The following is a 12402-nucleotide window of genomic DNA, read 5'->3' on the forward strand; positions in this document are numbered from 1 at the left end:
TGACCTAAAAAGCCGGTCGGGCTGCACCGTAATCGGGCCCGCAACCTGGCATCTGTAGGCGGGAGGTTTTAGTCTCTAGGGTCTTCCTCATGTTGCCGACGGATCGCCGAACCTCATGGTTGGTCTGGCTGGTGGTGATTGCCGCCGCCGTCCACCTCCATTGGGACGCGGCCCAGGGCGGCAAATGGGTGGCAAACGCGCATCTGGATCGCGTCGCCCTGGAAGATTTGGGGAACAAGGTGCGCGAGCGCGTTCGCTCGAGCGAGGTGCCGCAGGAGTTCGTCCTCGACATGGGCGCCAAAGCGGACGAGACACCGGAGGAGCCGCCTCCGCCGCCCGAGCCCGAGAAGAAGAAGGAAAAAGAGAAGGACAAGGCCGCCGCGGCCACGCCGCCGAAGAAGGACGCGCCGAAGCCCGAGGAAAAGAAGATCGCCATCGTCGAGAAGAAGGAGGAGGCCAAAGTCACCCCTCCGCCCAAGGCGCTCGACGACAAGCGCATCGCGGTGAAGCAGCACGTCAAGCCCGACCAGGAGGACAACCCCAACGCAAAGTTCGTCGGGGACGAGGCCAACAAGGTCGAGCAGGAGTCGGTGGCCACGCAGACGTCGCACGATCAGGACGATCCGAACCCGACGCCGGGCGGCAACCATCCGGGGGCCGACCCCAAGATGGGCGACAGCGACAAGAACAAGATCGCCGAGAGCGAGGAGCACGCGGGCGAGAAGAACCGCGCGCCGGGCGAGAAGGGCACCGAGTTCACCGTCCAGCCGATGCCGCCGCCGGACAAGGCCATGGGACCCACCGCATCCCAGGGGCCGTCGTCGCAGGTGCCGCCGCAGTCGGGCGGGGACGGGCAACCCTCGCAGAATTCGCAAGGGCAGGCGCTGCCCGGTGGGGCGATGAATTCGCCGGACGTGATCAGTTCGCAGGGTGGAAGCTGGTCGTTCAACCCGATCCGACCGGGGGCCACGGGGGGCATTCCGATGCATCCCGGGCAGCAGAACGCGAACAACAAGGGGCGCGGCCAGAGCGGGGTGCAGATGCTCGGTCTCGGCGGAAAGCCCGGGCCGGGGCAGGTCAATTTGAACTTGAACCAGCAGGGCGTGATTGCCGTGGTGGGGCAGGATCAGCTTCGCAAAGAGCGTCTGGCCGACGGGGAACGCCGCAAGAGCGAGCATCGTGGCTCTTGGGTGGCGTCGAACTTCGAGCGATGGCGCAGCGCCATCGAGAACTACGTGACGTCGGTGAAGCCGGGCAATACGACCGCGCTGAACACGGCCAAGGTGCCGTTCGCGACGTACTTGGTGTCGATGCACAATCGGATTCACCCGATTTTCGCGGACAATTTCCTAGGGTCGCTGGATAGCCTGCCGCCGTCGCACCCGATGAACGACCAAAAGCTGATGACGCGGCTCGAAATCGTGCTGACCAAGGACGGGCAGCTTCACCATATGGGCGTGGTCAGGACCAGCGGCATCACCGCGTTCGACATCGCCGCCCTGGACTCGGTGCAGCGCGCATCGCCCTTCGGAACCGCGCCCTCGGCCATCGTTTCGCCCGACGGTCGCGTGTACTTGCACTGGGAATTCCACCGTGACGACTACGCGTGCTCGACCATCAACGCGCGGCCGTTCATGCTCACCGCACCTCCGTCCTCGCCGCCGGAGGACCCCACCCCGTCGCCGCTTCCGCGTCCGAGGCCCAACGAGGGCCCGCCGCCGGGCAACACCCCGGATACGCGCCAGGGCTTCTTTTTGCCCCCAACACGAATGGGTACATCGGGCTAGACTGCCGCCGTGCTTGCCCCTGCTGATCGTCCGTCGCACGAAGAACCCCAGGGCGAACCTCCGCCCGAAGACGTAGCAGGAGCGGCCCCGCAGGCGCGGCCTGGGCCGGTGGTGCGCTCGACGTGGATCCTGCGTGTGGCGGCGGTTTGCGGGGTGGTGGCGGCCATCCTGGGGCGCATCATCGCGCCGGGGCTTCGGGGCAATGCTTCGGAGAACGTCGTCGTCTTCTGGGATCGCGCGGCGGCCGTCAGCTCGTACGCGATGTCGTGCATCCTCATCGCGGCACTCTTGATGGGGCTCTTCGAGGTGTCGCGGCGGCCGAAGCTCGGATTCGGCGTGCGCATCGCCACGGTCATCAGCGTGGGCATCGTGGTGGCCACGGTGCTGCCCGCGTTCCAACGGCGCTTGCCTCTGGCCCTCGCGGTGTTGATGTCGATTGCCACGAGCAGCCTGGCGATCAGCGCCGCACTCAATTCGCTGCGCTCGGCGCATACGCGCGCGGTGGGGGCGGTGTTGGGCTTCTTCGGGCTCGCGGCGCTGGTGCGTTTGTTCGCGTGGGAACTCGCGGTGGTCGCGGGGGATCACGCGAGTGCGAACTTGTACGGGTGGAGTCGCGTGGCGGCGACGGGGGCCGTGGTGTTCGAGGGCATCGGGCAGCTGGTCGCCGCGGCTTGGTTGGGAACGCGAACGCGCCTGCTGGGGCAGATCATGTCGAGCATCGCCGTGGCCGCCGCCTTCGTGGTCACGTGGGGCGCGGCACGCGGGGCGCTGCCGGGGGCGGAGCCGTGGCAGGCGATTCTGCATACGTCGCTGGGTGAAGCGGTGGGCGTTCCGCCATCGTACGGCTTGGGAGCCATTGCGACATTTCTCGTGGCTGCGTCGATTCTGTTCGCCATGGTGGCCGTGCTTCAACGCCGTCAGGTGCTGACCATCACGAGCGCACTGGCGCTCGCGCTGATCGGGCGCGGTGCCTACGATGCGCCGCTGCGCGCGCTGGCGGCGGCCGCGGCTGCGGTGTGGATGATGCTCGCGTTCTCCGACGACCGCGCCATGTGGCGCACGCTTCTCGCCGAGCGAGAGGAGCGCATGCGCCGTGACGACGGCCGCAGCGAGGACGAAGCGCCGCTCGGTACGGAAGAAGCCGTCGAGAAACCCGGACCCGGCTAGGGCCATCAGAATCCGGGAGTCCCACTTCCGGAGGTCTGATGCGGACGAACGCGGGTCGGGCGATGGCGGTGGTGTGCCTCTTGATGGGCGCGGGCTGCGAGCGCAGTGCGCTGGAAGAGGAATCCGCGGCGGAGTCTGCGCAGGCCATTCAGGGCGGCGACGTCGACGTAAGCGATGCCTTCGCCGTGGGCATCGTGGACCGGCAGACGTCGGTGCTGTGCTCCGGCGCACTCATCGCGCCGAACCTGGTGCTGACCGCGCGGCATTGTGTGGCGTCCATCAGCAGCGAGGTGGTGCGCTGCGCGACGGATACCTTCGGTGCGGCGCGCGATGCGAGCTCGTTCTGGGTCACCAATGACGTGCGCATGCAGAACGCGCAAGCGGTGATCTACCGCGCGAAAAAGGTGTTCGTGCCGGACAGTCCGAAGCTTTGCGGCAACGACATCGCGCTCATCGAGCTGGAGACGCTGTTGCCCGAGGGCTCGCCGATGGCCACGCCCGCCATCGAGCGGCCGCTCACCGATCCCGGCTACGATCGGGCCGTGGCTGCCATTGGCTACGGGGCCATCTCGCCCGCGGGAAAGGGCGCTGGGACGCGCCGCATTCGTGAGAACATCGCCATCGCGTGCATCCCGGGCGATGCGAAAATCGGTTGCCCGAAGGACGACGAGCTTCGGGCGAGCGAGTTCATCACCGATGACGGCACCTGCCAGGGAGATTCCGGCTCGGGCGCATTCGAGCAACGAAGCTACGCCGCCGGCAAGGCCGTGACGTTTGGCGTGCTGTCGCGCGGCGGGCAAGATCACGACGCCGACAAATGCGTCGGCGCCGTCTACACGCGGGTCGATGCGTTTCGCGATCTCATCGTGAATGCGGCGCTCGAGGCCGCCCGCGATGGCGCGTACGAGCCGCCCGCGTGGACCAATGCCCCGCGTTTCGATTGGGCCGATGCGGGGCTTCTCTCGGATGGGAACAACGACTTGGCCGGTGCCAAGGTGAATTCCGGCGCGGCCAGCGACCAAGGTTGCGCGGCCTCGGCCCACCTGACGGCGGGCGAGGCCATGGGTTGGCTTGCCGCGATGGCGCTGCTCAGCGCGGGAAGGCGGAGGAATTCCCTCCGTCGACGGTGACGATGCACCCGGTGGTGACCGGCGCCAGCGCCAAGTAGACGAAGGCATCGGCGACGTGCTCGCCCTCCACCTCACGCGACAGCAGATTCGAGCGGAAATACTCGTCCACCGTGAGCCCGCGGTTTTTCGCGCGCGACTCGGCGAGGCCGCCGCCGAACAGCTGCGTGCGCACGCGGTCGGCGTTCACCGCGTTGGCGCGGATGCCGTACTTCCCGAGGTCGACGGCGTATTGCCGCATCAAGCCGACCAGCGCGGATTTGGCGACGGCATAGGGGCCGAATCCTGCGCCCGGATTGAACGCCGCTTTGCTGGCGTTGAAGAGGAGCACGCCGCCGGTACCTTGCGCGAGCATCACCTCGGAGGCGGCGCGTGCCACGTGGTTGTGTGCGAGCAGGTTGATTTCGAGCGACTCGCGAAGGGTTTCCTCTCCGCGCGCGGTGTCGAGCCGGCCTTCCGGCGCATTGCCCGCGTTGGAGACCACGATGTCCAGGCCCCCGAAGAATGCGACCGCGCTGTTCGTGGCGGCGCTCACGCTCTTCGACTGGGTGACGTCGCAGGTGATGGCCAGCGCCGTGCGCTTTCCGTGCTTGGCCGCGAGCCCTTCATGAACGTGCGCCAGCGCCTCGCCATCGCGATCGAGCAGCGCCACGTGCGCTCCGAGCTGCAAGAGCTTCGCCGCGGTGGCTTGCCCGATGCCGGAGGCGGCGCCGGTGACCAGGGCAATTTTGCCGGCGAGAGGAGCTGGGGCTTTCTTGCCGACCTGCAGCTTGGCCTGCTCGAGGCTCCAGTACTCCATGTCGAACAAATCGGACCGGCTCACCGGCTCGTAGGTGCCGATGTCCGCGGCGTCGGTCATCACTTGCACGGTGTGCTCGTAGATGTCGGCCGCAATGTCCGCTTCTTTGAGGGTGCGTCCCACCGCGCAGATGCCCACGCCGGGCAGGAGAATGACCCGCGGCCACGGATCGAGCTTCTTGCGCTGCACGTTCTTCGAGCGGCACATCGACTCGAAGTAGTTGTCGTACGCATGGGCATACTGGACGATCGCGTGCTCGACGCGGTCGCGGAACTCGTCCAGGTCGGCGTAGTCGGGCTTGCCCAAGAAGAGCGCCGTCGGCTTCGTGCGAATGACGTGGTCGGGGGTGGCGCTCCCGATGGCCACGAGCTCCTCGGCATCGGGGCGTTCGAGGAAGGAGAGCACGGTGTCGGTGGTGCGGACGGAGAGGAGCGGTCCGGATTCACTGGCCTCGCCGGCCAGCTTGGCGAGCACGCCGCGGATGCGCGGGAGCAAGCGCGCGCGGTCCGAGTTGCCCCAGAGCATGTGGCGCGACGAGGCCAGGCTGCCGGCGGGGGAGATCTGACCGGGTAGGAAGCTCGTGGTGCGCCGTGAGTCCGTGAGGTAGCGCTCGGCCCGGGTCACGGCGGCGATCATGGCCTCGTAGCTTTCCTTTGCCGTCTCGCCAAAGGTGAAGATGCCGTGTTTCTCCAGGACGATGACCGTCGGCGTTTCGCCTCGTTTGACGACGGCGTCGAAGGCGTCGCTGCACCGTTTGGCGAGCTCGAAGCCGGGCATGACGTAGGGGACCCACACGAGTCCGCGCCCGTAGACGTGCGTGCAAATGCGCTCGGCATCGGGCTGGTCGGCGATGGAAAGCACCGCGTCGGCGTGCGTATGGTCCACGAAACGCGCAGGAAGCCAGGCGTGGAGCAAGGTTTCGACGCTGGGGTTGGGCGCATGCGCATCGAGCAGGGCGAGCCGCAGCTCGTTGACCATTTGCTCGTCGGTGAGGGCGGGGAGGCTGCGGAGCTTGCGCAAGGTGGCGAGGCGCACGGCAGGGTGGCCGGCCGGCTCGATGGAGGCCAAGTCGCTTCCCGAGCCCTTGATGTAGAGGACTTCGACGCCCTCGCCAAAAACGTCGCGCTCGACACCTTTTGCGGAGGTGTTCCCCCCGCCGTGAAGGACGAGCGACGCGTCCTGGCCAAGGAGGCGCGCCGTGTACGTGCGGGCGGCGACGGTTTCTGCGACGCCCCGGGAGGTCAAATTCTGCTGAAAATGCGCCGCTTCTGCATCGACGTACCGTGATTTCACCGACTACCTCCCGTGCTCGCCGCTGGCCGTGCGGCTAGTTCGCTCGTCCCATGCTTCTACGCTCTCGCGTAGCAGGGCGGGTAGCTCGAAGAAGGTGGAGCATTGCCTTGCCACGGTAGCGTTCGTTGCGCGGCGCAGGCGCGTGGGGGCGGGGGCGGAGAAAAAGAGCTGAGGGCGGCCCCGAGAATTTCCGGGGTGCCGTGGCGATGGCGGAGCGAACGTTCACGGAAGGTTCACAACCTGCCTTGACAGCGGGAGCGGGCCTCGCTATTCCACGCTCTCGCAAAGCAGGCGCGTAGCTCAGTGGTAGAGCACTACCTTGACACGGTAGGGGTCGTTGGTTCAATCCCAATCGCGCCTACAAGGATTTCCGGTGTTTACGAAGTAGCAAGTTGGGAATGCAGACCACTTTCCCCTTCGTGCGCACCACCTTGCAGACCACCCTCGGATGCTTTGCCTCCTTGCACGAGGCGAAGCACCCGACCAATGCTCTCGCGTTGCTCGGCGGGGTGAACCGTCGAGTACAGCTCGCGCATTCGCGGTGACGTCCAGCCAGAGATGGACTTTTGAATGACGTCGTCCATGCTCACGAGGCGGGACAGGTCGTTGAAGGTCCGCCGCATGCCCTTGGGCGTGAGCTTCTTCTTCAGGCCGATCATCCGGCACACCTTCGGGAAGACCTTCGCCAGGAAGCCCTCCGAGCGGCAGCCTCCGTCGTCCGCCGGGAAGAGGAGCTCGGACGCCTGTTGCTCGGGCGTGGTCAGTTGCGTGTCGACGTGCCAACGGAGCACGCCCATGACCTCGGCGGGGACGTGGATGCGATCGCGGCGCCCGGTCTTGGTCGTGTTCATGATCGCGTTGAGCGTGTGCGAGCGGCGCACGAGAACGACCCCTTCGTCCCAAAGGATGTCGGGAGTGGGGCCTTTGCGTCGCAGCGGCCGCATGTGCGAGGGGCGAAGGCCGGTCGCGAAGCCCAGGTAGCTCATCGCATACTGGATCGCGAACTCCTCGTACATGCAGACGAGGAAGTCCGTCAGCTCCTCGGGCGCGAGGGCGTTTGGATTTTCCTCCGTATAAGTTTCGTGGTCGGTCGTCTTGAACGCCTTCACGCCATCGATGGGGTTGATTCCCAATCTGAGCTCGCGCGTGGCGCGCGCCATGATGTGCCGAAGGATGTTGAGCCAGCCATTTGCCGTGATTGGCGAATAGTCCTTGGCCAATATCAATTCGCCGATACCAGCACGCCAATTCTCGAAATGCATGGGCTGAATCTGATCCATGAAGAGCTCCCCGAACCCCGAGACGCCCTTCGTTCCCTGAATCAAATGGACAAGGGGGTAGATCCAGCGCTCGCGCCCGCGGGCGCTCTTGATCTCACCGGTTTTCAGTTTTCGCTCTAGCAGCGAGGGCGCGTAGTCGGCGAATCGCTGCTTCGGAGCTAGGACCGAGGCGCCGCCGGCTTTGATGCGTGCTTTCTCCGCATCCAGCCACTTGAGCGCGTCGACCTCGTTGTCGATCTCCGTCAGTACCTTCTTGATCTCGTCCTGGCGGCCCGTCGTCGGGTCGGTGACCCGAGCCCGCACGAAGTGCCCTCCGTCCCTCACCTTCCAGACTCCTGGCAATTTCGTCGGAGCCATCCACGTGTTCCATCGTTTGACCCATCGGTCCATGTGCTTCTCCTTCATCGGTCGGAGGCGCACCCGGACGATCCGAGGGCATGCTATCCGCAGCCGGGCCCCGCATGAAACGGTCAAGTTCGGTGACGGCCCACATCCACGTGGCCCGCGCTTTGCCGCCGCGGCGAAATGCCGGGGCGATGCGGCCTTCGAGCTTCGCCTTGCGCAGGGCGCCGGTCGTCTTGAATCCGCAGTACGTGGCGGCGTCGGCCGTCGTCAGGTAAGGCCGTGGGGACGGGGAGCTCGCATCGCCGGGTTCCATGAACCCTGCGTGTACTCGCGTTGAGTACTTGCTGTCGCGCGGATCCGGGGTAAGGGCTAAGCGTTACATGGCAGACAGCAAGTGCGAACGAGGGCTTCGAGCGATGGAGGCGTCGGGGGCGCCGGCCACGTCGGAAGCCAGGCCCGAGGAGGGCGACGCGGAGGATGCGGCCCTCGACGACCGGTCCGCGGCTACACATGAGCGAGGGGAAAGGCTGTGCGCCCCGCCGCCGCCCCGGATGCGTGGCGCGATCGAGCGCGGTAAGAGGCTTATCGAGACCCTTCAAGGCATGGTCGACCTGCTCGAGGGCGGGACGGCGGACGTCGAGGACGAGAAAACGCACGGCGTCATCGCGGAGAGCCTCGACCGCATGTGGATGCTGTACATGCGCCGACCCAATTTGGCCCAGGAAGCCGCGCTCCGATACTTGGAGGCCGTCGAGCTCAGTTTGACGAGCCGTCCAAACATGAGCCTCGAGCAGCGCGTGGCTTATGTCCGCGATGTCTTGGGAGCTCGCTTTCCCGAGTACCTGGCGCGTGTCGACGCGAACGTCGTCGAGTTGACGGTGCGTGGGTTTACTGGGCTGGATAAGAAGGCCCCCACTCTCTTCGACGCCGTGCAACATGTCGTGCGGCGCGGGGTGTACAAGAGTTCCGAGAGCCCTCGGATCGCGTACCTCAATTATCTGGAGGACTGTGGCTGGAGGCGCCCAAGCATGTTAACGCGCGATCGCGTGGCCGACGATGTGGAACGCGCGCACGACGAGGCGTGAGGCCGCGATGAGGCGAAAGTAGCCTGGCGTGACGGGATTTCCTCGCGTGAATGGGGCCTAGCAGTTCGCTAATTGCGATTGCTGCGACTTAAAAAGGAGACCAGTGGCACGCTCTTCCTGTCCAAGTCGGATGGAGCGGCGATTCGAGCAAATACACCTGCCAGCGGCAAGCGCACAGCCAGGTTGCTCGTGAGGGGGCGCGTCTCTCTCCAACGGAGCACCTTTGCCTACGAGCCGGAGCCCTTCCTCGACGCGTCATGCGGATTCATCGCGATTTCCCCCCGCCGCTTCAGACGGCGGGGACGATTTCCCGAAGGATTCGCCCTTCCACGGTGTGCTCCGTTGATATTTGTCGGGAACTTTGCCCGCCGCTTCTGACGGCGGGGGCCATTTGTCGAGGATTCGCAGGCGCGCCGAGAAAATCAGGGAGACACCTGATCACGTCATCCAGTCCGATGTTCACGGGGATGCGTTTGAAGGGTTGGCCAAGCCTGGCGTCTCGTCCCATATTCGTCCGATGTGCCCGGTCTTCGGGCTGAACGTCGACTCCCAGCGCGTGAATCTGCAAAATCAGCTTTGCGCAACCGGGAAACGCGTGCTTTACCGCGCAGCATAGGGAACCCGCAGCATCGTCAAGTTCGGCCGAGATGGCGGAGGTGACGGTCGTGACGATGATTTGCGCAACAATGCTCGTTTGCCGATGCACCTAGGCAAGCGCGGTGTTGCAATTGGACCGTATTGCCAAAGACACCGTCACCATCGTCACGTTCGCGCTCGCCGGCGAATTTTCGGACGGTGAACCGTGACGGTCCCTCGGACCGTTGGGGCTGGGCGTTGCGAGGTGACCGTCACGCGGCGTTGACGGCACCGTCCATCGAGACGTCCGCGGCGTCGCTCCTTTTGGCCATCGGGGCCGAAGGTGCTGGGCTCGCGTGACGGCGGTGACGCTCGTGACGATGCTTTGCCCGTTTAGCCTTGTCGCGCCGCCGCCGCGCAATTAAGGGCGGCGACGCGACGGAGCGGATCGTAAAAGTGCGTCACGTCCGTTCTGGACGGCAGGGTTGCGGGGCGCCTGGGTTTCGTGTTGACGGAGCCGTCCATATCCATCGGCCCGCTACTTTCTTCCATTCACCGCCATGCGGGGTGCTGTCTGCGAACGCGGTGAGGTCAGTCAGGTCAGGTGGAGGGTCGTCCTCACCGGTTTCCTCCGCTCTTGCCGACGGCGGCGGTGCCGCGGCGGGCGCCTGGTCGGTTCCTACCTTTCTCGCGCGGCAGAGCGTGATATTCCGCCGGTCATTGGTGCGGCCACGCACCACCTCAATGCCCAGGTGGCGCAGCGACGGCAGCGACTCTCCTATTCTCTTCGTTAAAGCATTGGCGGCCCTCGGCCAATCACGAGAGCGACGAAGCTCGTTCGGGACGAGCGTGCCCAGTTCCTTGAGCAAGTCCGTAGCCTTGCCACTCCATTCAAACTGCTTGTCGAGCAGCTCCATGATGGCGGAGGCCACCGCATTGGCTTCCAGAGACGCCGCAATGGCCTGCTGCTGGTTCTCTATATAGGCCGCGTAGAACTCCCCGTCCTTCCATCCAAAGGCGCGCTCCGCGGCCGTCGCGAAGATCACGAAGTCCGCCATGCGAGGTAGGGCGCTCAGCTTGACCGAGGGTTCGCGCGCCAAAGCGCCGGACAACCCCGTGAGCAGGGCGCCGAAGATTCGGGGCTTGGCCTCTTGGAATCCGGCAATCAGCTCCTTCTCGGGGCGGCGCTCGTCCGGGGGGATCCTCGACAGGGCGATCAACAAGCTTCGGTCCGCCAGGTCCGCCCGGGTGGCGATGTCGTCGATGCCGTTGAGGATGATCGGCCGCACGGCGTCGAAGATGATCTCCTCGTCGTCGGTGAACAGTCCCCGCGTGGCGAAGCCGCCGCCGGTCGATACGCGGCAAAGAGCGTCCGAGAGCCATACCGGCAGCCCGCTTAGGTTGTCGTACGCCAACACGTGCGAGCTGTTGCTCTCGATGGCCAAGTCCCGCATCTCCCGGGGGGCGGACCGAATGGGCGAGGGGTTGGGGTCCACGAGCTCGCGCGCGAAGCGGGTCGCTGTGCTCTTGCCCGCGCCGTGCTCGGCCTGAAGGCAGAGAATCGGGTAGGGCCCCCGGGGGCGAAGCGCGGCGACCAACCAAGCGACGAGTAGTTTGAAGTGAGATTCGTCCTTCAAATTGAAGAAGGTCCGCAACTCGTCGACGCTGCCCCCCGATACGGGGCGGGGCAGGGCGTGCAGCGTCTTGGGCCGAAGGAACTTAATTGGCGCTTTCGTGACGATGCGCCAGCCGTCGCCCGTCACCTCGACCATCTCCCGCGCGTCATTGCCCAGGTCGATGAAGATGGCATTGCCCGCCTCTGCGGTTCGCCGATGGACATCGCGCCGCGGCCCGTCGTGCACGGCCAGCCCCTCGAGGGTGCTCAGGGCGTCGGATTTTGCCTGCCCGCCGGGAATCTTCCCAAAGTCCTTGTAGAACTCTCGATTGAGCCAACATCGAAACTTGTTGGAGCGAAGCTTCAGTGTTTCGTGCCGTTCGTCTTGAACGATGGTTGCGTAGGCAGCGTCTTGATTGTCGTGGAAAAGCTCCGTCTTGGTGCGTGCCAGCTCCACGAGGAGCTGGGAGGCCGAAACGGATGGCTCGGTCGATGTATCGGCTGAGGGATCGGGGGTCACGTCGGTCTCGGGAGCGTCCGAGCCGATGTAGTTCAAGGCCTCCTCGACCGCGTTTCGCGTCGCGCTATCCTGGTGGGCTTCGAAATACGATTTGCGGACTTGATCGATAAATGTTTTGGACTTGATGGGAACCGCCGCACCCGCCGCATCCAGCGACACCAATACGTGGTCGGGGGTGCGCCGGATGCAGAAGGTCCTGAGAAGCTCCACGAGCCTCAACGTCTTCGTCTTGTGCTTCGAGCGCGCTCCCGTGAAGTCGACCACGTTAGACGTGCTCTTGGGGAGGCCCGAATCGGCGTTCTGGTGCGCATCGCCGCTCATGTCGGCGAACGGAATTTCGTCGTCGCTCACGGCTTGTCCCTCTTGGCGTTGAGGGCGAGACGGTAAACGGCTCGTTGGTAGGCCGCCGGATGCGCACGCGCCGCGCGTTCGATTGCTTCGTAGGGAAGCGCGCGAATCACATCGAGGATCGTCCTTCCGACGCAATGCGCGTGCTGGCAACGGAATGCGCCGAGCCGCACCTCGCCCGTGGGCGGCAAAAGCGCCGCGCTGGAATCATCCCCGCCGCCGCGAGCCTTTCCGCTGTGGTCGTCACGCGAGTGCTCGTGTACCCACGGGCACCGCACGGCGTACTTCCCTCCGCCGAGTGGCCGACCAAGCCACGACGCCTTCGCGAATGCGATACCAAGAAAGGATTCCGCTGCCGAGCCAATCGGTTGCGTGATGCGTTTGCTGGGTGAGATGCGTTGAAGATTCGAGGGAAGGGGGGCGATGTGGGATTCGACGGGGTGTGTTCCTGAATCCCAAC

At 65.3% G+C, this 12402-nt stretch carries 9 protein-coding genes and 1 tRNA gene; 6 read left to right on the top strand and 4 right to left on the bottom strand.

The window, feature by feature from the left end:
• The first annotated feature begins 89 nt into the window (after positions 1-89).
• The 3 genes from LVJ94_05075 to LVJ94_05085 are packed head-to-tail and all read left to right on the top strand — an operon-like array spanning position 90 to position 4084.
• Positions 90-1787: a TonB C-terminal domain-containing protein gene (locus tag LVJ94_05075; GenBank protein WXB06617.1), complete on the top strand. Its 1698-nt coding sequence runs from the start codon at positions 90-92 to the stop codon at positions 1785-1787.
• Positions 1788-1796: 9 nt separating this feature from the next.
• On the top strand, positions 1797-2954 hold the full coding sequence (locus LVJ94_05080; GenBank protein WXB06618.1) for a hypothetical protein: 1158 nt from the start codon (positions 1797-1799) through the stop codon (positions 2952-2954).
• A gap of 38 nt (positions 2955-2992) precedes the next feature.
• On the top strand, positions 2993-4084 hold the full coding sequence (locus LVJ94_05085; GenBank protein WXB06619.1) for a trypsin-like serine protease: 1092 nt from the start codon (positions 2993-2995) through the stop codon (positions 4082-4084).
• Here LVJ94_05085 and LVJ94_05090 read toward each other — a convergent pair.
• Entirely contained in the window at positions 4044-6173 is a 2130-nt protein-coding gene (locus tag LVJ94_05090; protein WXB06620.1) for a bifunctional aldolase/short-chain dehydrogenase, read from the bottom strand. The two genes, LVJ94_05085 and LVJ94_05090, sit on opposite strands and share 41 nt — an antisense overlap.
• Before the next feature lie 289 nt (positions 6174-6462).
• On the opposite strand from LVJ94_05090, the gene LVJ94_05095 reads away from it, so the two are divergent.
• Positions 6463-6534: transfer RNA gene (locus LVJ94_05095), tRNA-Val, on the top strand.
• A gap of 16 nt (positions 6535-6550) precedes the next feature.
• Here LVJ94_05095 and LVJ94_05100 read toward each other — a convergent pair.
• Positions 6551-7843: a site-specific integrase gene (locus LVJ94_05100; GenBank protein WXB06621.1), complete on the bottom strand. Its 1293-nt coding sequence runs from the start codon at positions 7841-7843 to the stop codon at positions 6551-6553.
• Between the two features lie 71 nt (positions 7844-7914).
• Between LVJ94_05100 and LVJ94_05105 the strand changes: the two genes are divergently transcribed.
• Positions 7915-8073 carry a hypothetical protein gene (locus LVJ94_05105; GenBank protein WXB06622.1) on the top strand — a complete coding sequence of 53 codons (159 nt, stop codon included), beginning with the start codon at positions 7915-7917 and terminating at the stop codon, positions 8071-8073.
• A 105-nt stretch (positions 8074-8178) separates the two neighbouring features.
• Positions 8179-8883, top strand: coding sequence for a hypothetical protein (locus LVJ94_05110; protein WXB06623.1), 705 nt, complete (start codon positions 8179-8181; stop codon positions 8881-8883).
• Positions 8884-9920: 1037 nt separating this feature from the next.
• Here LVJ94_05110 and LVJ94_05115 read toward each other — a convergent pair.
• Together LVJ94_05115 and LVJ94_05120 are read right to left on the bottom strand one after the other, a co-directional pair.
• On the bottom strand, positions 9921-11945 hold the full coding sequence (locus LVJ94_05115) for a hypothetical protein (protein ID WXB06624.1): 2025 nt from the start codon (positions 11943-11945) through the stop codon (positions 9921-9923).
• Positions 11942-12220: a hypothetical protein gene (locus LVJ94_05120; protein WXB06625.1), complete on the bottom strand. Its 279-nt coding sequence runs from the start codon at positions 12218-12220 to the stop codon at positions 11942-11944. Before LVJ94_05120 ends, LVJ94_05115 begins: the two co-directional genes overlap by 4 nt.
• Positions 12221-12402 lie beyond the last annotated feature (182 nt).

Source organism: Sorangiineae bacterium MSr11367, from assembly GCA_037157805.1.
In the GTDB taxonomy this organism is placed as follows: Bacteria; Myxococcota_A; Polyangia; order Polyangiales; family Polyangiaceae; genus Pendulispora; species Pendulispora rubella.